The sequence below is a fragment of the Hyphococcus sp. genome, assembly GCF_965267305.1.
Taxonomy (GTDB): Bacteria; Pseudomonadota; Alphaproteobacteria; order Caulobacterales; family Parvularculaceae; genus Hyphococcus.
This window is the reverse complement of sequence record NZ_OZ253945.1, coordinates 3,037,438-3,059,808: the sequence shown is the minus strand read 5'-3', so window position 1 is coordinate 3,059,808 and position 22,371 is coordinate 3,037,438. Positions and strand designations below refer to the sequence as shown.

Below are 22,371 nucleotides of genomic sequence, written 5' to 3'. Positions count from 1 at the left end.
CCCGCTCCGTTGAATTTGCAGTCCTTCACTGGCGCATTGCCGCGATGCAGCCTAGAGTGGACAAAAATGAGGGCGGCATGGAATTGCAGGGCGGCGCGATGGCGAGGGGAGACCGCAGCAGCGAGATATATGAAAGCGTGACGCGGGGCATTCGCGTCAGCGTTTCTCCGCGTTTTCTCGAGGACCAGTCAGACCCGGAAGAACCGCGTTACGTCTGGGCCTATACGGTTCGCATCAACAACGAATCCGACAAGCCCGTGCGGCTGCGGACGCGGTACTGGCGCATCACCGATTCGCGCGGCCAGACCGATATTGTCGCCGGAGACGGCGTCGTCGGCGAACAACCGGTGATCCGCCCCGGCGAAGGTTTCGAATATACATCCGGCGCGCCGCTGGCGACGCCTTCCGGCCTGATGGTCGGCGCCTATGGCATGGAAGAGTCGGACAGCGGCGAGACCTTCGACGTCGATATCCCGGCCTTCTCCCTCGACAGCCCGCATGAAATGCGCCAAGTCCATTAGCAGCCTGCCCGCTTCTCAAGGGCGCCGCTGACGAACGACGTCCATGCTGAATCTCCGCCCTGTGTTGCTGGTGACGGGCGCGCTTGTGGCCGCGCTGGGCGTCACCATGCTGATCCCCATGTTTGCGGACCTCATGGCGACGGCGGAGGTCCACCGCGCCGACTGGTCGGCGTTTGCGATCGGCGCCTCTGCGTCTTTTCTCATCGGCGGCGGCGCGGCGGCCGCAAGCTGGGGCCGCATCGAAACCATTTCCCTGCGCGAAGGATTTCTGCTGACCACGACGAGCTGGCTGGCGCTTGTCGTCTTCTCCGCGATCCCCCTCGCCATCGGCGAGAAGAACCTTTCCTATACGGACGCTTTTTTCGAGGCGATGTCAGGGATAACGACCACAGGTTCGACAGTCGTCACAGGCCTCGACGACGCGCCCCCGGGCTTTCTATTGTGGCGGTCGATGCTGCAATGGTTCGGCGGCGTCGGGATCATCATCATGGCGTTCGCCGTTTTGCCGGCCCTGAAAGTCGGCGGCATGCAGATCTTCAAGAACGAAGCCTGGGACACGTCGGAAAAATTCATCGCCAACGCCGCGCAATATTCCCTCGGCCTCAGCGGCATTTATGTGTTTTTCACCTTCGCCTGCTTCGTCAGCCTCTGGGGCTTCGGCATGCCGGCCTTCGACGCGATCAATCACGCGCTGACGGCGATTTCGACGGGCGGGTTTTCGACGAAAGACGCCTCCATCGGCGCGTTTTTGACTGTGGGCCGGGCGCCGCTCGATCTCGTCATCACCGTGTTCATGATTATCGGCTCGCTTCCCTTCGGCATATTTCTCATCGTCATCATGCGCGGCGCCTGGAAACGCCTTTTTACCGACAGCCAGATCCGGTTTTTCGCCATGACAATTGTGGTGCTGACCCTCGCTGTCATGGTCGACGTGATAGAGGCCTTCGGCCATCTCGGCCTCTTTACCGCCTTCCGCATGGCGATCTTCAACGTCGTCTCGATTCTCACCGGCACGGGATATGCAACGACCGACTATGACGATTGGGGAACGTTCGCGGTCGCTTTCTTTTTCTGCATCATGTTTGTGGGCGGCTGCGCCGGGTCCACCACCTGCGGCATGAAGATCTTTCGATTTCAGGTGGCCCTCGCCGCGCTGGTTCTTTATGCGCGCCGCCTCGCCCACCCGAACGGCGTTTTCGTCGCGCGCTATAACGGACGCCCGCTTACTGACGATGTCTTTGTCTCGGTGTTGAGCTTTTTCTTCGTCTATTTCGCACTCTTCGCGACGCTCGCCGTCTTTCTCTCCGGGCTCGGCCTCGACACGCTGACGGCGATTTCGTCAGCGGGAACGGCGGTCGCAAATGTAGGCCCCGGCCTCGGCGACATTGTCGGACCCGCAGGCAATTTCTCAACTCTCCCCGACGCAGCCAAATGGGCGATGTCGGCCGGCATGCTCCTCGGCAGGCTTGAATTCTTCACCGTACTGGTGCTGTTTTCTCCGGCTTTCTGGCGCGGGTGAGCGCAGCGGTCCAAATCAACACTGCCGCCCAAAAGCAAAATATCATATTGCCCGGACTGATTTTTCTCCGCTAGGCTTTTGTCGGGGTAACTGGAGGGGCTTATGATTTACGGAAAGACGGCGCTTCGCGTCACGTCGATTGGAGCCGCATTGTTTTCTAGCGCGCTGGCGCAGAGCTTGACGGGCTCAAGTCCGGGGTTTCACTTTTTTTACAAGCCAGGCGCAACCATGGCGGAGCATAATGACGATCTTGTCGCGTGCGCTGTCGCGACGCGCGGTCTGGTGAATGGCAGTGACGCCATGGGTCAGGTCACCGCAGCGACCGGCGGCGGTCTTTTGGGCGCGATTGTCGGCGGCGTCATCGACAACAATGAAAACCGCCAAGGCCAGGCCGCGAATATGGAAAACTGCATGGCGCTCCGAGGCTGGAGCGTCATCGGCCTGACGGAAGAAGAAGGAAAAGCGCTTGAGGCGTGGGATGACGATCCCGCGCGTTTACGCGAGGAGCTCGCAGTGCTGGTCGAGGCCGCTTCCGCGCAAGGCGTGGTGCTGCGCGGACCATTTGCGAACGAACTGGCTGTCGGCAATTTCCGTGTTGGCGAAGCCGGCGATCTTGAAGAAGTTTCTTTAAGCCGCCGCGCCGTCAAGGATATGACCGATGCGGCGGTGGAAGCAGCGGGAGAAATAAACCCGCCGAAGCTTCCGAAAGGCGTCAAGGCGCCGGACTCTATCAAGACGGTGCGAGAAAAAGACATAAACCTAATCAGCGCCGATAAGGCGCAAATCGTCCTGAGCATGACAGGGAAAAGGACCGCCCTCGATATAAACAGCCTTATTCTCCAGCGTCTTGGCGAAGACGGCGCTGAAATCGTTTATGACGGCGAGCCAGTGAGCTTTTTGTTCAACGGCGCGAAGATTCGAAAAACCACTGAAGGCGACATCCGCCGTTATGATTTCATCGCGGAAATTCCGCCCGGCATCTGGAAAATCGCTGCAATCAACTGGGGTGCCTTCGCTGCCGATCTTTGTTTCGGCGCGCCAGCATTTGCAATCCAGGACGGTGAAACCTTGTTTCTGGGAACGCTCAATATCCGTGAAGACGGCGGGTATCCGCTCGATCAGTCCGATCTCAGCGTCGCTCAAGACATTCTCGAACCGCTGCCCGAGTTAAAAGCGCGGGTCAAATTTGCAGCGCTTACCAATGGGTTCACGTCGGATTGCTTCGGCTCATACGCCTACGCTTATCACCAGCCGGGCGCGCCCTTTGTCGATGGCGAACCGGACGAAGACACAATTGCCGTTGAAATCGTCAACGACCCGGTAACGCAATGAATTGACGGCGCCTCAAAGCTGCGACGCGTTAAACGTATCGCAGCCATCCATATCGCCATTGCGATAGCCTTGGGTGAACCAGCGCTTGCGCTGCTCCGACGTGCCGTGGGTGAAGCTTTCCGGCGTCACGCGCCGGCCGGCATTGCGCTGCAGCGTGTCGTCGCCGATAGCGGCGGCGGCGGCGAGGCCTTCCTCGATGTCGCCGTCGTCGAGAAAACCGCTGGTACGGTCGGCGTAATGGGCCCAGACGCCGGCGTAGCAATCGGCCTGCAGCTCCATCATCACCTGATAGGCGTTGGCTTCCGATTCGCCGCGCGCGCGCTGTTGCGCCGAGCGCACCTGATCGGAAATGCCGGTGACGGTCTGGATGTGGTGGCCGATTTCATGCGCAATGACGTAAGCCGCAGGGAAATCTCCCGGCACGTTGAAGCGCTGGCGCATCTCTTCGAAGAAGCTGGCGTCGAGATAAAGTTTCCGGTCCGCCGGGCAATAAAACGGCCCCACCGCCGCTGAAGCGTAGCCGCAGGCGGAATTCACCGAGCCTGAGAACATCACCAGCGTCGGTTCGGGATAGTCCGCGCCCGACGCCTCGAAAAGCTGAGACCACACGTCTTCGGTTTCAGCGAGGATGACCCGCACAAATTGCGATGTTGCGTCGTCAATGGGCTCCGCCGATTGCGTCGAGGCCGGGCCGCCCTGCAACAGCGCCACGGGATTGACCCCGGCCATGTAAAGACCGACGCCGATCACCCCGACGATCAAGAGGCCGCGAATGCCGAACCGGCCGATGATGAGCCGCAGGAGCATCAGGAGAATCCCCGCCCCCCCAGCCGCCGCCGCGCCCCGGCGGTCTTCCACATTGCGGCTCTGGCGCCGTCCCTGCCATTTCACCATGATCGCTTCTCCCGCCCGGCCGTTTAAGCCCGTTCGTTAACCCTTCTTCCCGGGCCACTAAGCCGCAAAGACCCGGGCCTGTCGAGCCCTCGCAACGGGTCGAAACCCCCATGGCGCAAAGGGTTCCGCGGCGCGCCTTGACTTCGCCGGGCGCCCATAGGACTTTCGGCCCGGCTGCTCGGGGGAAGTATTGGGGGTTGTTTCATGTCCGGAACCGGCGACGGCGTAAGGCTTGCGGCGGCGTTCATCACAGCGGCGATGTTCGGCGCTGCGATCGCATGGCCCCAGGGCGGCGCGAAATTCGCCGAAAAGGCCGAAGCTTTCGCTGCGCGCGCCGACGGCGCGCCGATGGAGACCCGCGCCTGCGCCATCGGCGAGCCGGTGCTCGCCGGTTCATTCGCGCCTCTTGAGGACGTCTTGTCTGTATCGCCCTTGGGCGGGGTCACGGCGCCGGGCGAGGCGCTGCCTGCGCCCTATATCCGCATCAACACCCGATCAGGCGAGCAGGCTTTCGAGCGCCGCTCGACCAAGGCGCTGGCGCCCGCGAAAGCCGACATCGTCGCCATCGAAAGGCGAACGCTGCGCGACCCTTATGGCCGCGCGCTCGGCCCCTCCTGGACCGTCTATTTCCGCACTTGCGGCGACATCTCGTTTTACTACGACCGCATCGACCGCATCGACGACGCGATCCTGGCGAAAGCCGGCGGCCTCGTCGCCTTCAGCGAATTCGGCACGCCCGATCATATGGGCGTCGAAACCCGCATCCGGGTGTCTCCAGGCGACGTCATCGGCGTCAGCGACGGTTTCGATGTGGGCCTTCACGACCCCTCCGCCACGCCCACTGCGCTGGCGCGCCCGGAACGTTACCGCACCGACAGTTTCGCCCGCGCCGAAGTTTTCGACGCGCCGCCGAGCCTTGTCGCCGCCATCACCACGGACGTCACCCGCGCGCGCTGCGCCATCGATTATCTGCCCAAGGACGATCAGACGGAATGGGCGGCGCTTCTGGGCGATGGATGGGGCGTGCGCCGCGCGAAAGGCGACAATGCCTGCCGTACGGCGCTTGTCGATACGCCCGGCGCAGCGCAAGGCGCGTGGTTCACCGACGCCGCGCATAACGCCGCCGCCAGCAAGGTCAGCGCCATCGCCCTGTCGCCGGATTCCATCGATCCGAAGCGGCTCATTTTCGCTCTGCACGGGCGCGTGCCGTCGCTGACCCAGTCGATGATGACCCTCGCGAAAATGCCCGGTAACGAAACGTCCGGCGCGGCCAAGGACTTTCTTTCTTTTTCCGAGGGCGAAGGCCGGATCAACACGCCTTTCGCCGCCGTCACGGATTCTGACGTCCATTGCTATGAAAACCTGCGCGCCAATTTCATCGGCCCGCTGGTGAATGGCGTCATTCTCTTGCAGCGCCAAGAGGGCGAGAACGGGCTCGATCTTCTGAAGATCGAAGCGCGCGGCGACGTTACCGCCTGCATCGACCTCAAGGAGCCCTGGAGCTTCACCGGAAACGAAACCACCTTTTACCGGTGACCTAAACGCCTGTTGCGAAGGCGCCTCCGATCACATTTCATGCGCGCGGATTGCGCAAACTCGTTTTGCACGGCATGGTCACGCCTTCAGGGGGATCATGCGGGTTTGAAAAGCCAGTATCGCCGGCTTCGGGATAATGCTTCCGGCGCCGCTTTGCGGCGCGAAGCGTAACGGCTCTTCAAAACCGCCTTCGGGAGTGCGGACGGTGGCTAAAGGCGCCGAAGTGCTGAGCTGGATCGACCCGCTTCCTGACGATCTGCGCCAGGCCGTAATGTCCGAAATGAAGTCGGTGCGCATCAAACAGGGCGCGCTGATTTACGAACGGTTCAGCCAGGCCAAAGGCCTTTGGCATATTACATCCGGAACCGTTCGGCTTTTCTCCCTAGCGCCGGACGGACGCGAACTGATTTTCAAAATATACGGGTCTTCCGAATGTTTCGGGGAGCTCGCCGCGATTGACGGCGAGCCCTATTCCCTGTCGGCGGAGGCGATGACCGACTGCGAGCTGATGTTCCTCTCCCGCAACCGGCTCATTGAACTTCGCAAGAAGCACCCGGCGCTGGAAACGGCGCTTCTCGATCTTGTTGTCCGCATCGCCCGCACCTCGGTCATGACCATCGAAGTGGCGACGATCTTTCCACTGCACGCCCGCGTCGCCGCGCGGCTTGCGTTTCTCGCCGCCAGCGCCAAGGCGCGGCGCGAGCCGGTGACGGAATTAAAGATCGCGCAGAAAGATCTCGGCGTCATGGTCGGCGCTTCGAGACAGGCGGTGAACAAGGTGCTCGCCGAATTTCAGGCCATGGGGCTGGTGGAAACCCATTACGGCTCCCTGCGCATCACTGATATCGACGGGCTGAAGCGGCAGACCCTGCGGTTTTCGTCGCAGCGCTCTTCTTAGGGCTTTTGGGCCGACACCAGCGAATAATAAGGGCTGGTCTCGATCGCAGCGACGTTCTTGAACTCCGCGCCTTCCAGAAAGCTCGTCAATTCACGAAGCGTATATTGCTTGCCCTTGGTGCCGCGCAGCATCAGGACGGAAAAGGACGCCGGGGTCAAAGGTCCGTCTTCATTGTCGTTCATCAGAATTTCGTGCAGGAAAATCCGTCCGCCGGACGGCAAAGCATCGAAGGCTTTCTTTGAAAGCTTCGCGTTAATCTCCTCATCCCAATCGTGGAAAATATTCGAGAAGAAGAGCGCGTCATAACCCGTGGGCCAGTCCTCGCGGAACATGTCGACGGCGAGCGTTTCCACGCGATCCTCAACGCCGGATGTGGACACGAACAATTCCTGCGCCGCGTCGCACATTGTGTCGAGATCCATGATGGTCGCCTTGAGGCCGGGATTGCGCTGCGCCGCGGCGATGGCGAAGACGCCGGAGCCGCCGCCCACATCGAGAAACTTATTCACGTCCTTGAAAGCGCCTGACCGCGCCGCCGCGACCGCCGCCGGCAGGGAATGAGAATGCATGAATTTCGCAATGCTGCGCGCCGCGTCGGGCGGCACTTTGCCCGCCTCCCAATTATCGGACGGTTTGTCCGTGCGCGTCGTCTCGCCGGTTTTCAGCAGCGCGAGGAGCTCTCCGTGAAACGGCGTACCGTTCTTGTAAACGTCGAAAAGCGGCGACCAGGAGTAAGTCGCATCGGCAAGCAGATAGGTCCGGGCGTGGGGCGTCAGACGCCAGACGCCTTCGCGGCACGCTGCGAGCCCGAGCGCTGCAATGAGCGACATGACGACGCCAAGCGCCTTTTTGTTGAGCGACAGTTTAGACGCAAGGTCCTCAAGGCTCATGGGCGCCTTGGCGAGCGCTTCGAAAATCCCAGCTTCCTGCGCAGCTGTCGCGGCGGGAAAATAATGCTGGGAAAGCCAGAGATCCCAGATGGCGCGGTCGTCGACCGGCGGCGCTTCATAATAAACCGACATTGTTCTCTCCCGGTGCGTTTACCTGCGGAGAGTATATCAGAACGCAAATGAGATGCGCTTTTCTGCGCACGCAATGACGATCGAAAGAAGAACCGGGTCAGGCGCCGCCGCACCAGCTTCCTTTGCCGCCCCGCGCCGCGAGACCGGCTTCGACCAGCGCATTCCCCAGATCGCCGCCGGCAGTCTCCACATGCGCAACGACACGGCCGGCGTATTTTCCCTGTGCGATCCCTGACAGATAGGCCTCGCCGCTTTGCAGGAAATCCTCCGCAAAGGACTTTGCTTCAAGCGCCAGCGCACGCTCGGCCTCGCATTTCGGGCGGAAGAGTTCGGGCGCATCGACGCCCGCAAGCCGCACCGCGACGAGAATTTCCTGATCGAGCCAGATCGCGACCCGCATTTTCACCGTGTCGCCGTCGATCACCCGCTCAACCCGGGCCTTTGCATTGCCTGAGAACTCCGCAGCCTGCAAGGGAGAGAAGGCGGCGCAGAGCCAAACTATTGAAAACAATGACTTCATATACACGCATAGGTAGCATTTTTATTATATTTTCTCAATAGAGAGTTGTATTTTGATTACATATTTACTTTATTTTATTTGCATTCTGCTCATGTCGGCGAGCATTAGGAGCGCCATGCCAACTCCGCCCACCAGGCCGTAAGTCAGGGCTTTTTCCACATTTTCCGGCATGAAGCCGAGCGTGTTGAAGGGCATCAGCCAGGGAAAGTAGAGGCCGTATTTTGAGGCTTGCGCGAAAATCGCAAAGAACCCCCCGCCGACGCCCAGCGCCATGGGAATGAGGAAATTGCGGAACCGGAACGCGGCCCAGAGCTGCACCGCAACCAAGAGGAACGACGAGAGATAAACATAAGCGAGCCGTTCGACGACAACGCGCTTCCATTCCCGAACCATGAGCATGACGTCCATGTCGCCAAAGGCGCCATCGCCTTCGTCCATCATGGTTTCAGCGAGCGCCGCGAAGGGCGCCGGATCCATGAGCTTGTTCGCAGGATTGAGCGCACCGGCGAGCCAGCCGCCGAAAGCCAGCAGCGCGCCGGTCAACAGACTCATCGCGGCGATCAAACCGAGCGCGACAATCGCCTTCGCGGCGAAGACACGCCATTTGGGCACCGGCAACGCCAGAAGATGCGCCCATGTTTTCGGCCCATGTTCAAGCTGCGCCAGAAGCGTGGCGATAATCGTCGCCGTCAGCGGCATCATAAACGTCGCCCAGGCGGTGATCCCGGCGAAAAGATAAAGCGGCCACGCGCGAAGGCTCGCGCCGCTTGCCTGGAGCGAGAAAAACAGCAGCGCAACGAGCGCCGGGCCGGCGACGGCCACCAGCATGATCTTGGAGCGCTTTAGTTTGATGAGTTCGACGCGAATGGAGGCGAGCATGGCGATCCTCACTCCTGTCCCAGTTGCGGCTTCGCGCCCACAAGCTGCAGGAACAATTCCTCCAGCGTCCATGGCGAAAGCGCGAGATGATGGACGTCAATGCCGGCTTCATTGAGCCTGCGGTTGATGGAGGCGGCGCGCGCCTCCGCTCCCTCGGCTGACGAAAGCTCGATGACGAGGCGCCCGTTGCGGCTTTCGACTTTTCTGGCGCCGCCGCCGAGCAGCGCGGTCGCCTGGCCCACATCGTTGCAGCCGATTTCAAGGCGCGGCGCGTGCAGCCCGCGCAGCTCCGTCATCGCGCCCTGAAAGACAATCTTGCCGAGATGGATGACGGCGACATGGGACGCCATCTGTTCGATTTCCGCGAGATGATGCGATGAGACGAAGACGGTTGCGCCGGTGCGTTCGGGAAGCGTCTTAATGAAATCGCGCATCTCGCGAATGCCCACAGGGTCGAGCCCGTTGGTGGGTTCGTCAAAAATAAGAAGCTTCGGTGAGCCAAGAAGCGCGCGGGCAAGCCCCAGACGATGGCGCATGCCGAGTGAATATTTCCGCACATGCCGATCCGCCACATGGGAAAGTTCGACGGTCGCCAGAACGCGGTCGATTTCGGATTTCTCAAGCTTCAACAACCGCCGCGTGATGTCGAGATTTTCGCGCCCCGTCAGATGTTCGTAATGGGCCGGCGTTTCGAAAGCGACGCCGACGGATTTCAACGCGGCGATGCGGTTGCGTTTGAGATCCTCGCCGAACAGCGCAATGCGCCCGCGATTGGGCGCCAGAAGCCCGAGCAACAGGCGGATGGTCGTCGTCTTGCCCGCGCCGTTCGGCCCGAGAAAACCGAAGATCGCGCCTTCCGGCACGGAAAGATCGACGCCATCGACGGCGTTGACGCCGCGAAAGCGTTTTTTCAGGCCCTCGGTTTCGATGGCGATGTTCATAGGCCCCCGTTCTTCGCTATCGGCGATACGCGCCCTTTGCGAAGCCTCCTTTTCGTTTCCGTCTCTCCGGCTTTTCACCGCCGGTTTCCCGAAAAGATGAGGGGGCAACTCCCATTAGGCAAGGCGCCATGCGTCAGCCCGCCCTGGGCGCGCGATGAAAAGCCTATTCGACGCCCGTAAACACGAATTTCTGGACGCGCCGGCCGGTGTTGACTTCCGTCGTATAGATATTGCCGTCGCTGTCCGCCTCGACGCTGTGGAGCCAGATGAACTCGCCGGGATAGCGGCCATTGCGGCCCACCGCGCCCAGAAACTCATAGGTCTTGGCGTCGAGAATCCAGACCTGGCCGTTCATCATGTCGGCGACATACATGAAGGCGTTGTCGGGCGAGAACGCCACATCGGAAACCGTCCGTGTGCCGCCGGTTTCAGGCGCGAAGACAATATCCTGAACGAAAACGGTTTCGCCTGCATCGTTTGTCTCGAAAACCTGCAACCGGTTGTTGCGCCGGTCGCAGACATAGATGCGCTCGTCCGGCCCTTTGACGACACAGTGCACGATGTCGCCGAATGTTTTCGATTCTGGGTCGGCGCCGCCATCAGCGTTGCTGGACGCCTGGGATTGATCGAAGGCGCCCTCACGCGTTTGATAGTCCGGCGATACGGCATAGGCGCCCCAGAAACGCGTGAACTCGCCCGCTTCGTCAAAGCCGATAATCCGCTTGTTGATATAGCCGTCGGCGATCAGGATCTCCCCCTCGCCGCCCGGCGCGATGTCCGCGGGATTGCCGAGGGTCGCACGATCGAAATTGCCAGCGGTTTCGTTGCGGCGGCCGATTGCACGGATGAATTCCCCTTCGGCGGTGAAATTGAGCGCCACATGATCGCCCTCGCCATTGCCGCCGATCCAGACACTGTCCGCGTCGTCCACATAAAGACCGTGCACATTCGCGGGCCACTGGCTGACGCCATCAATATCCGGCGCATGCTCAGGCCCGCCCCAGGCGTCGAGCAGCTCGCCGCCTTGAGAAAATTTCATCACATGGGGCGCGGCGCGGCAGCACACCGCAATGGGCGGCGACTGATCGAGCCCATTATCGGAAAAGCCGAGCGAGTTCGGCCGCTGCAAAATCCAGATATTGTCATCGCCATCCACGGCGAGGCCCGGAACCTGGCCGAGAATGAGATCGTCAGGGAGGTCGGGCCAGGCGGCGTCTACCTTGAACCGAGGGATCGGACGGTCCGTAAACTGCTGCATCTTAACATCAACGAGCGCGCCACCGCCCTTATTTCCTTCCGGGGCCGCCTCGCATCCCGCCGCCAGAAACGCCGCCGCCGCGCCAAGCGCGCTCGCCCGAAAAGCCATCACCCCTCCGCTGATTTGCACGGGGTAATCGTATGCGGAAAAAAACAGCGGCGCTATCTTGCGCGCGGCGAAACTTGGTCGGTGAGAACATCAGGCCGACAAGGTCTCGTGAAGAGCGGCTTAAAAATCGACGGCGCGGCCGCCGCGCTCCCAGTCGCCATAGCGGGTCGGCTCCTCGCCTTTCGGGCCGCCTATTTCTTTGGGACGCTTTGCGGCTTCGGCGGCTTTCCGGCGGGCCTCCGCCTCGGCGAGCGCCCGCTGCGCTGCTGGCGGCAAGTCCTTTTTCTCTGCGTTTTCAGGGTTGTCAGCCATATTGAAGCGCGCCTTTCCGCGACACATATAGGGGCTCTTATCGGCGATGGGAAGGAAGAGGCCCCTTTGATGAACACGTTACGCACCGGCATGCTGCTTGCGGCGTTGACCGCGCTTTTCATGGGCGTCGGCTATATGGTCGGCGGCGCCGGCGGGATGATGCTCGCCTTCCTCTTTGCAGCGGGCACGAACCTTTTCGCTTACTGGAATTCAGACAAGATGGTCCTGCGCATGTACAAGGCGCAGGAGGTCGACGAGAGCCACGGCTCCGGCGCGGTGCGCCGCTACGCGCAAACCGTGCGCGAGCTCGCCGCCGGGGCGGGCCTGCCGAAGCCGAAGGTCTACATCATCGACAACCCGCAACCCAACGCCTTCGCCACGGGCCGCAATCCTGAAAACGCCGCCGTCGCCGCGACCACCGGCCTCCTACGCATGCTCAGCGAACAGGAAGTCGCGGGCGTCATGGCGCATGAGCTTGCGCATGTGAAAAACCGCGACACGCTGACCATGACCGTGACGGCGACCATCGCGGGCGCCATCACCATGCTCGCCAATTTCGCCATGTTCTTCGGCGGCAACCGCAATAATGGCGGCGGCCTCATTGGCGCGATCGCCATCATGATTTTCGCGCCCATGGCGGCGGCCCTCGTCCAGATGGCGATCAGCCGCGGCCGCGAATATGAAGCCGACCGCATGGGCGCGGAAATCTGCGGCCATCCCGAATGGCTCGCCTCGGCGCTCGCCAAAATCTCAAACGGCGCCGCGCAAATTCCCAACATGACCGCGGAGCGCCATCCGGAAACCGGCCAGTTGATGATCATCAACCCGCTCTCAGGCCGCGGTGCGGACAATCTTTTCTCCACGCACCCGGGAACCCAGAACCGCATCGACCGGCTGATGCAGATGGCGGGGAAAGGCGCCTCGCTGCGTCTCGATCCCGAAGGCCCCTCGCCGTTTGAGGGACAGCGGAAGGGGCCGTGGGGTTAGGAAAATTCATTCTGGACAGAAAATTACGATCCAGCGTATCGTCTATTAATGAATCAAAATGTCGTTCTTAAAGATGAAGAAAGGGAACTTCCTGTCCCTGTGATATGGCGTTCAGCATTAAAACAGATCGTTGATTCTTTCGTTCAGGAGAGTGAACCTCCTACCGCAGTTGACGCTATTGTCGTTGATCCAATTGCGTCCGATGAAGCGAAAATAAATCGTCAAAATATTAAGGACTACCCAGATCCGATTGGACCTCTTGCTGAACATAGTTGGGCTACGTCCATATATATCTGGATGGACGGTTATTGGGACGTATTAGTCGACCTTTCAACTTCATACGGTGAAACCAGCGACCTGGTTCTGCATGCCAAAGTTCGCGAAAGCGGCAATCAGTATATTATCAAGCCGGGACTAATCTACGTTCCGTAATTTCAGAGCTGCAGATATTAAGCTGCAGCCATGACTCTTAATCAAACAAATCCGGGCCGATCGCGCCTTCAATCTTTAAGAGCTTTCGTTTGAGTTCCGCGCCGCCGGGTGCCGAAAACCCCGTCATGGCGCCCGATGCTCCGACGATGCGGTGACAGGGAACGACGATGGGAAACGGATTGCGCCCAAGCGCCTGCCCGACGCGCCGCGACTGCGCGACATCGCCGAGCGCTTTTGCAAGATCGCCATAGGTTTTCGCTTCGCCGGGATTGATCTTCAGCGACAGTTCATAGACCTCGCGCTCGAACGCGCCGACGCCGTCCCAGTCGAGGGGCGCATGGGAGAGATCGCGGCGCTCCCCCTCAAACAGCGCCCTTATGTCTTGGATCAGCGCCGCAATTTCACCCGGCGGCGCAGCCTCTACGGCGCCGGGCGCCCGGCGCATGAGGCGTTTTATCGTGGCCTCATCGCTCGCCTCCGCAAAACTCACCGCGCGCACGCCTTTCGGCCCCCAGGCGACGCCGCAGCGGCCGAGAACTGTGTCGAACAGCACATAAGAAAAATCGCTCATGTGCTGAAATTAACATGGACCCGATGCAACCGCCGCCCGCTTCCTGCGTTTGCAAGACAGTGTGAAAGCGATTTTCAGACGAGGCCGGCTGAAGATGCACAACCTATTGTTGTAAAATGGCCTTCTTCAAATTGTCGCTTGGCAGACTTTTGTCATGGATTTTGCACATGCGGCGTGTATTGTGCGGGTGCGAGATGAGTTGTGTCCCGCAATGGGGGTTGCGTAATGAAAGTCGAGTTCGAGAGCATTCTGTTTGGTCTGGCGTTTCTGGCGCTGGCGCTGATTTCCATGCCCGGCAAGCCGAAGGACGCTTCTGCGCCGCAGACGCCGTCGCAGCAGACCGCCTCAACAAATCCCGCTGCCGGCGGCTAAAGCAAGCCTCTCAATTTAATTCAGCCGGCATGCTTTAGTTTTTTTACGCGTGTCGTTTGCGCATAACCGGCAACCACTGATGCGCGACACGCTCTAATGCGCCTCGTCCCAGTTCTTGCCGGCGCGCGCCTCGACCACTAACGGCACCGATAAATTCACCGCCGGCGCCGGCGCGCCCATCATCACATCGGCGACGATTTCGCAGGTCTTGTCGGCCTCCTCCTTCGGGCATTCGAAGATGAGTTCGTCATGCACCTGGAGCAGCATTTTCGCATTCAACCGCGCTTGTTTCAGGGCGGACGGCATGCGGATCATCGCGCGGCGGATGACGTCAGCGGCCGCGCCCTGAATCGGCGCGTTGATCGCCTGGCGCTCCGAATAGCCGCGCATCGCCGGGTTCTTGTCGTTGATGCCGCCCACATAGGTGCGCCGGCCGAAAATCGTCTCGACATAGCCTTGCGCCTTCGCCGAGGCGATCGTGTCGTCCATATACTGACGAATGCCGGGAAATTTCTTGAAATAGGCGTCGATATAGTCCTTCGCCTCGCTGCGGGAAATGCCGAGCTGGTTGGCGAGCCCGAAAGCGGAAATGCCGTAAATGATGCCGAAATTGATCGCTTTCGCCCGGCGGCGGATCATCGGGTCCATGCCTTCAACGGGTGTGTTGAACATTTCAGACGCCGTCATGGCGTGAATGTCGACGCCATCCGCGAAAGCCTGCTTCATGGATTTCAAATCGGCGATATGCGCCACCAACCGCAGCTCGATCTGGCTGTAGTCGGCGGAGATGAGGATATTGCCTTTTTCATGAATGAAGGCGGTTCTGATCTTGCGGCCGTCTTCCGTCCGTATGGGAATGTTCTGGAGGTTGGGTTCGTTTGACGAAAGCCGGCCCGTCGTCGTCGACGCCAACGCATAAGAGGTGTGAACGCGCCCGGTCTCGGGATTGATTTCGAGCGGCAGTGAGTCCGTATAAGTGCTTTTCAGTTTCGAGAGACCGCGCCATTGCAAGAGCACCTGCGGCAGGGGATGGCCCTCCGCCGCGAGTTGCTCAAGAACATCGGCCTTGGTGGACCAGGCGCCTTTCGCGGTTTTCTTGCCGCCGGGCAGACCCAACTTGCCGAAGAGAATGTCCGAAATCTGTTTCGGCGAACCGAGATTGAACTCTTCGCCCGCAAGTTCATAGGCTTCTGCTTCCGCCGCCGCCATGCGTTGCGCAAAATCGGAGGAAAGGCGCGACAGCACGTTCTTGTCGATTTTAACGCCTTCGCGCTCCATGGCGACGATCACCGGCGCGAGCGGGCGTTCGAGCGTTTCGTAAACCGTCGCCTTGCCTTCGGCGGCAAGGCGCGGCTTCAGGAGCTCCCACAGGCGGAAGGTGATGTCGGCGTCCTCGGCGGCGTATTTCGCCGCTTCCTTGATAGGCACCTGATCGAACGTCTTCGCTTTTTTGCCCGTGCCAGCCACATCGGAAAATTTGATCGTCTCATAATCGAGATGGCGCTTGGCGAGTTCGTCCATGCCGTGCCCGCCCTTGCCGCAATCGAGGGCGTAGGACATGAGCATCGTGTCGTCGAACGGCGCCACATCGATCCCGTAGCGCGATAAGACCAGCACGTCGTATTTGAGATTCTGCCCGACTTTCAGAACGCTTTCGTCTTCGAGTATGGGCTTCAGCAAGGCCAGCGCTTTTTCGAGCGGCATCTGTTTCGCCGCATCCTCATCCGTTGAACCATCCTGATCGTCGAAGAGCCCGCCATTCCCCACAGCTTTTCCATGCGCCAGCGGGATGTAACAGGCGCGGCCCGCGCGCGTTGACAGCGAAACGCCGCAGAGATGCGCCTGCATGGCGTTGAGGCTCGTGGTTTCCGTATCGACGGCGACAACGCCGCGCTCCATCGCATCGGCGATCCAGCGTTTCAGGGCCGCTTCATCGTAGACCGTTTCGTAATCGGCCTCGCCTGCCGAGTTTACCGGCGCTGCGGCGGGCGCCGATGCGGATGCGCCAGACGCGGCCCCGCCGAGATCAGCCTCGACCCGGCGCGTCAGCGTGGAGAACTCCATCTCCTTGAGGAACGTCAGGAGCTTGTCCTTGTCGATGGGACGCATGACGAAGTCATCCACATGCTCGACCAGCGGCACATTGCAGTCGAGCTCCACAAGACGTCTTGAAATGCGCGCCTGGTCGGCGAATTCGATCAGATTTTCCCGGCGCTTTTTCTGTTTGATCTCTTCGGCGCGCGACAGCAGCGTTTCAAGATCGCCATACTCCTCGATCAGTTGCGCCGCCGTCTTGATCCCGATCCCCGGCACGCCGGGAACGTTGTCGGTCGAATCCCCGGCCAGCGCCTGAATGTCCACCACATGTTCGGGACCGAGTCCGAATTTCTCGATCACTTCCGCGCGGCCGATCATCTTGTTCTTCATCGTGTCGAACATGGAGACGCGGTCGGAGACGAGTTGCATCAGATCCTTGTCGGAGGAGATAATGACCACCTCGCCGCCTTCGGCTTCGACCTGTTTGGCGTAGGTGCAGATGAGATCGTCGGCCTCATAGCCCTCAATCTCGATGCAAGGGACGTTAAAGGCGCGGGTCGCGTCGCGCACCAGCGGAAATTGCGGGCGCAGATCCTCCGGCGGCTCGGGGCGATGCGCTTTATATTCAGGATAAATTTCGTTGCGGAAGGTCTTCGCCGAATAATCGAAGATGACGGCGAAATGCGTCGGATCATGCTCGTCCTGCATGTCGGTCAAAAGCTTGTAGAGCATGTTGCAGAAACCGGAGACCGCGCCCACGGGCAGGCCGTCGGATTTGCGTGTCAAAGGCGGCAGCGCATGATAGGCCCTGAAAATGTAGGAAGAGCCGTCCACCAGATAGAGGCGCTTTGCGCTTTTGGATTTCGCCGCCATTTGTCGTAGCGTTCCTTTCGGGCCGTTGGGTCCGCCCCAAATAGGAGATCGTCGATGAAAGTTCTAGGCATCCGGTTCTGCAAAGTCGCCCACGCCGATGACGCGAAAGCCGTCGCGGACCTCCTTGGGGAAAACGGGCTTGGCCTGACGCCGATGGATCTCGGGCAAAGCGACGGGTTTTCCGGCGCCGTCTTTCCCGTGGATGAAGGCGCGAGAGAGGGCCTTGGAAGCTGGATCGAGCTCTGGGCCGCGGGCGAACAGATGCCGGAAATGACCATGCTGCAGATCGTCGTCGATGACGCCGACGCATATGCAGAACGAGCAAAGAAAAACGGCCTCGACGTCAAAGGTCCCGACGACGCCCACGGCGAGCGCATCTATTATCTCGAAGGCGCCGGAGGCTTGCCCATCGCGTTTTTGTCGAAGGCGAAGTAACGCTTCATGAAAGTCTGCATTGTCGGCGCGTCGGGGAAACTCGGCCAGTATATGACGCGTCATGCGCTTGACCGCGGCTACGAGGTCGTCGGCGTCTGCCGCGAGGAGAGCGTCGGCAAGCTTGACGCTTTCAAGGACCGCATCACGATTATTCCCGGCAGGACGAACGACCGCGATGTGATTCGCCGCGCTGTCGCAGGATGCGACGGCGTCTTGACCGTTCTCGCGCCCTGGGGCGTTGACGACTATGCGTCGGGCACGGCGCAGGCGGTGCTCGACTTCGCAGCGCCCGAGGCGCGGCTCATCTTTTCCTGCGGCTGGCACATCACCAAGGACGGCAAAGACGTTTATTCAAAGCGCTTCAAACTTATCCTCGCCGTCGTCGCGTGGATCGCGAAAATGCTGCGTATGGTGGATATCGGCGATCAGGTGGAAGCCTGCCGGCGCATCTTCGCCAGCGACAAAAAATGGACGGTGGTGCGCGGCAGCGATCTGGAATAAGGCGAGAGCCAGGGGCTTCCTCTCTGGAGCCGCCATGTGGGCGATCCGATTCTCGAAAGCAACCTGACCCGGCGCATCGATTTCGCGCTCTTCATGGTCGAGGCGCTCACCGACGACAGACTTATTCACGAGGCGCCGGCCATTGTCGGCTGTCAGTCGCCTTCGGCTCTGGCCCACGCACCGGCTCTCGCGCAGTCATAAGCGCTTCAGCGTTTTCGGATTATTCCGCCGCGGCTTTTAGGTCTTCGCGTTTCGCCGCTTCCTTCGCCGCCATTCGCATGAAGTCCGCAACGCGCGGCTGAATCTCGGAACGCCAGCGCGAGCCGTTGAAGACGCCGTAATGGCCCACATTGGGCTGGATGTAGTCGAGCTTCAGAGCGTCTGGAATGCTGGTGCACAGATCATGCGCGGCCTGGGTCTGGCCAATGCCGGAAATGTCGTCGTTCTCGCCTTCCACCGTCATCAGCCCGATGTCGGTGATCGCTTCCGGTTTCACACGGCGGCCGTGATGCATGAACTTGCCTTCGGGCAGGGAATGTTCCTGAAACACTTCCCGAATGGTCTGGATGTAAAACTCTTCCGTCATGTCGAGTACGGAGAGATATTCGTCATAGAAATTGCGGTGTTTTTCCGCGCTGTCGCCGTCGCCGTCCACAAGGTGCTGGAAATAATCGTAATGCGCGTTCACATGGCGGTCGGAATTCATCGACAGGAACGAATAGAGCTGCACGAAGCCCGGATAGACGCGGCGCATGGCGCCGGCGTAAGGCGCGGGCACGGTGTAAATCATGTTCTGTTCGAACCAGTGTAGCGGGCGCTCCTGAGATAACTGGTTCGGCACGGTGGGCGAGCGGCGCGTGTCGATGGGGCTCCCCATCAGGGTGATCGAGGCGGGACGCAGGGGATCGTTGTCCTCCGCCATCACCGCCGCTGCGGCGAGAAGCGCCGGGCCCGGCTGGCACACGGCCATGGCGTGCGTCCCGGGGCCGATCTTCCGTATAAAGCCGATCAGGTAATCGATGTAATCGTTAAGATCGAAGCGCCCTGCCGAGAGCGGCACATGGCGCGCATCGGCCCAGTCGGTGATGTAGACATCGTGACCGGGAAGCATCGCCTCGACCGTGCCGCGCAGCAGCGTCGCATAATGGCCGGACAGGGGCGCGACAATCAGCACTTTCGGATCGGGCTCTGCGTCTTTGCCTTTCGCCTTGGCCAGGGCGTCCGCGTCACGCTCGAAATGCAGGAGCGTGCAGAAATCCTCTTTCACCGCTTCGCGAATGACGAGCGGGACTTCAACCCCGTTGACGACCGTGGAGTCGAGACCCCATTCCGGTTTTGGATAACGGCGCATGACATTTTCAAAGACATCTAGCGCGGCGGCGGCGGAGCGCCCGAACCAGCTCTCGGCGGCGGGGTTGTAAGGCGAACGCCAGAATCTGGCGCCCATGCCGGCGGCGATGCGCGCAGGCGCAACCGCGGCGTAAGCAAGCTCGTAAGCGGTGTACAACATGGGGGTGCGGCGCGTCCTGACTCTACTGCGGGCGTTAGATGCCCATCATACCCATTTTATGCTGCATAGCACAAAAAGTGCGCAAAAGTTTAAAGAGCCCGGACTATGCGCCCGGTCGCAGGGGAAAATCAATCATTTATGACATTTTCGCAACCTTCCACAGGCATGGGAAGGCTGCGCGCAACATACTGTTTTATAAAATAAAGCGGCCGGCCGACAGCCTATTTGCGGATTTCGCGGCGCAAAAGAGCGGCGAGTTCCTGGGGGCTGAGGCCGCCAACCACGGCGTGCTGGGGCTGGCCTTTACGGTCGACAATGTAGAAAAACCGGCCGTGATTGACCGTGTAGCCAAGAGCGCTGTCGGGCAGCGTCTCCTTCTGGGCCACCAGTTTGAATGCGTTGCGCGCCGCCTTCGCCGCCTCGACCGAGCCTGTGAGCGGAACGATCCGCCCGTCAAAGGCGAAATAATCGGTCAGCGCCTGGGGCGTGTCGCGCTCCGGATCGACGGAAATGAAGATCGGCGCGACTTCATCCGCATTGTCGCCGAGTTCGTTGAGCGCCGCGCTCATGACGCCGACATCGCCGGGGCAGACATCGGGGCAATTGGTGAAGCCGAAATAAACGAGCCGCACCTTGCCTTGGAAATCCTGATCGGTGACCCGCTCGCCATCCTTGTTCACAAGATCGAACTCGCCCGTGAACTGATCGGAGAGAGCGATGACGCCCTCGGTCGGGATCGCCGCCTCGGGCTCGCCGCCGCAGGCGGCGGCAAGAAGCAACAGCGCGGGCGCAAGGTAACGGATCATGGCGGCCTCCAAATCGACGGTGGCGCTTCCTTTAGCAGCTTTCCTTTCAAAGGGCATGCAAGGTAAAAGCGCGTAATGCCGCACGCCTTCGCCGAAAGTCAGGCCGCCCAGGACGCGCTGAACGCGCTGCGCGGACCGGTGCGCCTCAGGACCCTGACGGCGCTGCGCTGGCTCGCCGTTTTCGGCCAGTCCCTGGCGATTGTGATCGTGCATTTCGCGCTTGGATTTCAGACGCCGCTGGGGCTTTGTCTCGCCGCCATTGCGGCGAGCGCCTGGCTCAATCTGTTTACGATCCTGAGATTTTCGCCGCAGCGTTTTCTCTCCGACCGTGAAGCGGCGGCCTATATCGCGTTCGACATCATTCAGCTTTGCGCGCTTCTGTTTTTCACCGGCGGCATTCAGAACCCGTTTTCGGCGCTGATTATTGCGCCGGTGACCATCGCCGCAAGCGTTCTGCCCTTGCGCTTCACCATCGGCATTGCGGCCCTCGCCATAGCCGGCGTCAGCCTCCTCGCCATACAGCACATGCCGATTCCTTGGTATGCGGATGAAACATTCGATCTCGCTCCGGTTTACAAGGCTGGCGTCTGGGCGGCGCTGACATTTTCCATCGCATTCTTCGCCGCCTATGCGCATCGCATCGCGGCGGAGTCGGCGCAGATGCGCTCCGCGCTCGCCGCAACGCAACTGGTGCTGGCGCGCGAGGAACGGCTGACCGCGCTGGGCGGCCTTGCCGCCGCGGCGGCGCATGAACTGGGCACGCCCCTCGCCACCATTCAGGTGACGGCGAAAGAAATGCTGCGTGACTTCAAGCGCGCCTATCCTGAAGAAGACGACCTGATCGATGACGCGGCGCTGCTGGTCAGCCAGGCCGAACGCTGCCGCGACATTCTGGGACGACTGTCGCGCCATGGCGACGCTGGCGATCTGATGCATGACAGGCTCGGCGTCGATGCGCTCTTGCGCGAAGCGGCGGGCCCGTTTCTCGACCAGCCGGGCGGCCCCTTGATCCGGATTGAAACGAAAAGTCTCGACGGCGCGCCGGCGCCGGTCCTGAAACGCCGCCCGGAGATCATTTTCGGCCTGCGGAATTTCATCGAAAACGCCGCCGGTTATGCGCGTGGCCATGTCCTCATCCGGGCCGAATGGACGGCGGAGCGTCTTGCCGTCAGCGTTCATGACGACGGGCCGGGCTTTTCCTCGGAGGTCCTGACCCGTCTCGGCGAGCCTTATGTGAGCGCGCGGGGCGGCAAAACGGGTCTCGGGCTCGGTTTCTTCATCGCGAAAACCCTTCTGGAATCGAGCGGCGCGGCGATCCGCTTCGATAATCGTCCAATTGCCGGTCATGATCGTAATAGCAATGGCGCATGGGTTCAGGCGGAATGGGCCCTCAACGGGCGATCTTCTGGCCTAATTGCTTGAAATCCGCGCGAAAAAGCGCATTTATGGGGCGGATATTTCAGTGATCGCATCCCGCCTTACGGTAGACCTAATGACCCATCTCGATGAAGCCCGCGCCGACGATCAATCCCTGCCTGAGGATGCGACGCTGCTCATTGTCGACGATGACGAGCCGTTCCGCACGAGGCTCGGCCGCGCGCTTGAAAAACGCGGCTTCCAGCCGATCCTCGCGGCCGGGGTTTCCGACGCCGAAACTATGATCAAGGACATCCCGCCGGCTTTCGCCGTGGTCGATCTTCGCCTTGAAGACGGCGATGGCCTCCAGGTGGTTGAGCGCATCCGCCAGAAGCGCGACGATTGCCGCGTAGTGATGCTGACGGGCTATGGCAACATCGCCACCGCCGTCGCCGCCGTGAAAGCCGGCGCCATCGATTATCTCTCGAAACCGGCGGATGCGGACGATGTGGAAAAGGCGCTGCTGGCGCGTCCGGGCGAGCGCCCCGCGCCGCCGGAGAACCCGATGTCCGCGGACCGGGTGCGCTGGGAGCATATCCAGCGCGTATATGAACTCTGCGACCACAATGTTTCGGAGACCGCGCGGCGCCTCGGCATGCACCGCCGGACGCTGCAGCGCATCCTCGCCAAACGCGCGCCGAAATAGGCTTAAATCCCCGTTTACCGCCTCTGACATGCGGCAAAGCGTGCG

At 60.7% G+C, this 22,371-nt stretch carries 22 protein-coding genes and 1 pseudogene; 12 read left to right on the top strand and 11 right to left on the bottom strand.

Annotated features, from left to right (window positions below; translation table 11 throughout):
• Positions 1-125: 125 nt before the first annotated feature.
• The 3 genes from apaG to ACQY5P_RS14695 all read left to right on the top strand — a co-directional run bounded on the left by apaG (position 126) and on the right by ACQY5P_RS14695 (position 3,372).
• Complete coding sequence (gene apaG / locus ACQY5P_RS14705; RefSeq protein WP_428410672.1) at positions 126-521, top strand: Co2+/Mg2+ efflux protein ApaG; 396 nt, start codon at positions 126-128, stop codon at positions 519-521.
• Positions 522-564: 43 nt separating this feature from the next.
• On the top strand, positions 565-2,040 hold the full coding sequence (locus tag ACQY5P_RS14700) for a TrkH family potassium uptake protein (protein ID WP_428407620.1): 1,476 nt from the start codon (positions 565-567) through the stop codon (positions 2,038-2,040).
• A gap of 228 nt (positions 2,041-2,268) precedes the next feature.
• Complete coding sequence (locus tag ACQY5P_RS14695; RefSeq protein WP_428407619.1) at positions 2,269-3,372, top strand: hypothetical protein; 1,104 nt, start codon at positions 2,269-2,271, stop codon at positions 3,370-3,372.
• Between the two features lie 12 nt (positions 3,373-3,384).
• Here ACQY5P_RS14695 and ypfJ read toward each other — a convergent pair whose 3' ends face one another.
• Positions 3,385-4,263, bottom strand: coding sequence for a KPN_02809 family neutral zinc metallopeptidase (gene ypfJ / locus ACQY5P_RS14690; protein ID WP_428410671.1), 879 nt, complete (start codon positions 4,261-4,263; stop codon positions 3,385-3,387).
• A 207-nt stretch (positions 4,264-4,470) separates the two neighbouring features.
• Between ypfJ and ACQY5P_RS14685 the strand changes: the two genes are divergently transcribed.
• A complete protein-coding gene (locus ACQY5P_RS14685; protein WP_428407618.1) occupies positions 4,471-5,802 on the top strand; it encodes a hypothetical protein in 1,332 nt (443 codons plus the stop codon).
• Positions 5,803-6,007: 205 nt separating this feature from the next.
• Entirely contained in the window at positions 6,008-6,700 is a 693-nt protein-coding gene (locus ACQY5P_RS14680) for a Crp/Fnr family transcriptional regulator (RefSeq protein ID WP_428407617.1), read from the top strand.
• On the opposite strand, the gene ACQY5P_RS14675 is transcribed toward ACQY5P_RS14680, so the two are convergent.
• The 6 genes from ACQY5P_RS14675 to ACQY5P_RS14650 all read right to left on the bottom strand — a co-directional run bounded on the left by ACQY5P_RS14675 (position 6,697) and on the right by ACQY5P_RS14650 (position 11,740).
• Entirely contained in the window at positions 6,697-7,722 is a 1,026-nt protein-coding gene (locus ACQY5P_RS14675; RefSeq protein WP_428407616.1) for a methyltransferase, read from the bottom strand. The genes ACQY5P_RS14680 and ACQY5P_RS14675 overlap by 4 nt on opposite strands.
• Positions 7,723-7,819: 97 nt before the next feature.
• The gene (locus ACQY5P_RS14670) at positions 7,820-8,233 is read right to left on the bottom strand and encodes a thermonuclease family protein (RefSeq protein ID WP_428407615.1); all 414 of its coding nucleotides are present in this window, start codon (positions 8,231-8,233) and stop codon (positions 7,820-7,822) included.
• Positions 8,234-8,311: 78 nt separating this feature from the next.
• Positions 8,312-9,121, bottom strand: a complete 810-nt coding sequence (locus ACQY5P_RS14665) for an ABC transporter permease (protein WP_428407614.1) — start codon at positions 9,119-9,121, stop codon at positions 8,312-8,314.
• Positions 9,122-9,129: 8 nt separating this feature from the next.
• Positions 9,130-10,062, bottom strand: coding sequence for an ATP-binding cassette domain-containing protein (locus tag ACQY5P_RS14660; RefSeq protein ID WP_428407613.1), 933 nt, complete (start codon positions 10,060-10,062; stop codon positions 9,130-9,132).
• 163 nt (positions 10,063-10,225) lie between these two features.
• Positions 10,226-11,428 (bottom strand): hypothetical protein, encoded by a 1,203-nt coding sequence (locus tag ACQY5P_RS14655; RefSeq protein WP_428407612.1) that lies wholly within the window; start codon positions 11,426-11,428, stop codon positions 10,226-10,228.
• Between the two features lie 120 nt (positions 11,429-11,548).
• Positions 11,549-11,740 carry a DUF1674 domain-containing protein gene (locus ACQY5P_RS14650; RefSeq protein WP_428407611.1) on the bottom strand — a complete coding sequence of 64 codons (192 nt, stop codon included), beginning with the start codon at positions 11,738-11,740 and terminating at the stop codon, positions 11,549-11,551.
• 69 nt (positions 11,741-11,809) lie between these two features.
• Between ACQY5P_RS14650 and htpX the strand changes: the two genes are divergently transcribed.
• Positions 11,810-12,727, top strand: a complete 918-nt coding sequence (htpX, locus tag ACQY5P_RS14645) for a zinc metalloprotease HtpX (protein WP_428407610.1) — start codon at positions 11,810-11,812, stop codon at positions 12,725-12,727.
• A gap of 48 nt (positions 12,728-12,775) precedes the next feature.
• A complete protein-coding gene (locus ACQY5P_RS14640; protein ID WP_428407609.1) occupies positions 12,776-13,159 on the top strand; it encodes a DUF7668 domain-containing protein in 384 nt (127 codons plus the stop codon).
• Positions 13,160-13,196: 37 nt separating this feature from the next.
• Here ACQY5P_RS14640 and ACQY5P_RS14635 read toward each other — a convergent pair whose 3' ends face one another.
• Positions 13,197-13,730, bottom strand: coding sequence for a methylated-DNA--[protein]-cysteine S-methyltransferase (locus ACQY5P_RS14635; protein ID WP_428407608.1), 534 nt, complete (start codon positions 13,728-13,730; stop codon positions 13,197-13,199).
• 225 nt (positions 13,731-13,955) lie between these two features.
• On the opposite strand from ACQY5P_RS14635, the gene ACQY5P_RS14630 reads away from it, so the two are divergent.
• Positions 13,956-14,102, top strand: coding sequence for a hypothetical protein (locus ACQY5P_RS14630; RefSeq protein ID WP_428407607.1), 147 nt, complete (start codon positions 13,956-13,958; stop codon positions 14,100-14,102).
• A 93-nt stretch (positions 14,103-14,195) separates the two neighbouring features.
• On the opposite strand, the gene polA is transcribed toward ACQY5P_RS14630, so the two are convergent.
• Positions 14,196-17,012 (bottom strand): DNA polymerase I, encoded by a 2,817-nt coding sequence (gene polA / locus ACQY5P_RS14625; protein WP_428407606.1) that lies wholly within the window; start codon positions 17,010-17,012, stop codon positions 14,196-14,198.
• A 54-nt stretch (positions 17,013-17,066) separates the two neighbouring features.
• On the opposite strand from polA, the gene ACQY5P_RS14620 reads away from it, so the two are divergent.
• Together ACQY5P_RS14620 and ACQY5P_RS14615 are read left to right on the top strand one after the other, a co-directional pair.
• Positions 17,067-17,447 carry a VOC family protein gene (locus ACQY5P_RS14620; RefSeq protein ID WP_428407605.1) on the top strand — a complete coding sequence of 127 codons (381 nt, stop codon included), beginning with the start codon at positions 17,067-17,069 and terminating at the stop codon, positions 17,445-17,447.
• Between the two features lie 6 nt (positions 17,448-17,453).
• A pseudogene (locus ACQY5P_RS14615) lies at positions 17,454-18,149 on the top strand (NAD(P)-dependent oxidoreductase).
• Positions 18,150-18,168: 19 nt separating this feature from the next.
• Here ACQY5P_RS14615 and ACQY5P_RS14610 read toward each other — a convergent pair.
• Together ACQY5P_RS14610 and ACQY5P_RS14605 are read right to left on the bottom strand one after the other, a co-directional pair.
• Complete coding sequence (locus ACQY5P_RS14610; RefSeq protein WP_428407604.1) at positions 18,169-19,458, bottom strand: polyhydroxyalkanoate depolymerase; 1,290 nt, start codon at positions 19,456-19,458, stop codon at positions 18,169-18,171.
• A 221-nt stretch (positions 19,459-19,679) separates the two neighbouring features.
• A complete protein-coding gene (locus ACQY5P_RS14605; RefSeq protein ID WP_428407603.1) occupies positions 19,680-20,264 on the bottom strand; it encodes an SCO family protein in 585 nt (194 codons plus the stop codon).
• 75 nt (positions 20,265-20,339) lie between these two features.
• Between ACQY5P_RS14605 and ACQY5P_RS14600 the strand changes: the two genes are divergently transcribed.
• Both ACQY5P_RS14600 and ACQY5P_RS14595 read left to right on the top strand, forming a co-directional pair.
• The gene (locus tag ACQY5P_RS14600) at positions 20,340-21,686 is read left to right on the top strand and encodes an ActS/PrrB/RegB family redox-sensitive histidine kinase (RefSeq protein ID WP_428407602.1); all 1,347 of its coding nucleotides are present in this window, start codon (positions 20,340-20,342) and stop codon (positions 21,684-21,686) included.
• Between the two features lie 70 nt (positions 21,687-21,756).
• The gene (locus ACQY5P_RS14595; protein ID WP_428407601.1) at positions 21,757-22,326 is read left to right on the top strand and encodes an ActR/PrrA/RegA family redox response regulator transcription factor; all 570 of its coding nucleotides are present in this window, start codon (positions 21,757-21,759) and stop codon (positions 22,324-22,326) included.
• Positions 22,327-22,371: the final 45 nt, after the last annotated feature.

Bases quoted from the DNA above. Each gene is read 5' to 3' on its own strand.
- ACQY5P_RS14700 (WP_428407620.1), top strand. From the start codon at position 565: ATGCTGAATCTCCGCCCTGTGTTGCTGGTGACGGGCGCGCTTGTGGCC.
- ACQY5P_RS14695 (WP_428407619.1), top strand. From the start codon at position 2,269: ATGGCGGAGCATAATGACGATCTTGTCGCGTGCGCTGTCGCGACGCGC.
- ACQY5P_RS14685 (WP_428407618.1), top strand. From the start codon at position 4,471: ATGTCCGGAACCGGCGACGGCGTAAGGCTTGCGGCGGCGTTCATCACA.
- ACQY5P_RS14675 (WP_428407616.1), bottom strand. From the start codon at position 7,722: ATGTCGGTTTATTATGAAGCGCCGCCGGTCGACGACCGCGCCATCTGG.
- ACQY5P_RS14665 (WP_428407614.1), bottom strand. From the start codon at position 9,121: ATGCTCGCCTCCATTCGCGTCGAACTCATCAAACTAAAGCGCTCCAAG.
- ACQY5P_RS14660 (WP_428407613.1), bottom strand. From the start codon at position 10,062: ATGAACATCGCCATCGAAACCGAGGGCCTGAAAAAACGCTTTCGCGGC.
- ACQY5P_RS14655 (WP_428407612.1), bottom strand. From the start codon at position 11,428: ATGGCTTTTCGGGCGAGCGCGCTTGGCGCGGCGGCGGCGTTTCTGGCG.
- ACQY5P_RS14650 (WP_428407611.1), bottom strand. From the start codon at position 11,740: ATGGCTGACAACCCTGAAAACGCAGAGAAAAAGGACTTGCCGCCAGCA.
- htpX (WP_428407610.1), top strand. From the start codon at position 11,810: ATGAACACGTTACGCACCGGCATGCTGCTTGCGGCGTTGACCGCGCTT.
- ACQY5P_RS14640 (WP_428407609.1), top strand. From the start codon at position 12,776: ATGAATCAAAATGTCGTTCTTAAAGATGAAGAAAGGGAACTTCCTGTC.
- ACQY5P_RS14635 (WP_428407608.1), bottom strand. From the start codon at position 13,730: ATGAGCGATTTTTCTTATGTGCTGTTCGACACAGTTCTCGGCCGCTGC.
- ACQY5P_RS14630 (WP_428407607.1), top strand. From the start codon at position 13,956: ATGAAAGTCGAGTTCGAGAGCATTCTGTTTGGTCTGGCGTTTCTGGCG.
- polA (WP_428407606.1), bottom strand. From the start codon at position 17,012: ATGGCGGCGAAATCCAAAAGCGCAAAGCGCCTCTATCTGGTGGACGGC.
- ACQY5P_RS14620 (WP_428407605.1), top strand. From the start codon at position 17,067: ATGAAAGTTCTAGGCATCCGGTTCTGCAAAGTCGCCCACGCCGATGAC.
- ACQY5P_RS14610 (WP_428407604.1), bottom strand. From the start codon at position 19,458: ATGTTGTACACCGCTTACGAGCTTGCTTACGCCGCGGTTGCGCCTGCG.
- ACQY5P_RS14605 (WP_428407603.1), bottom strand. From the start codon at position 20,264: ATGATCCGTTACCTTGCGCCCGCGCTGTTGCTTCTTGCCGCCGCCTGC.
- ACQY5P_RS14600 (WP_428407602.1), top strand. From the start codon at position 20,340: ATGCCGCACGCCTTCGCCGAAAGTCAGGCCGCCCAGGACGCGCTGAAC.
- ACQY5P_RS14595 (WP_428407601.1), top strand. From the start codon at position 21,757: ATGACCCATCTCGATGAAGCCCGCGCCGACGATCAATCCCTGCCTGAG.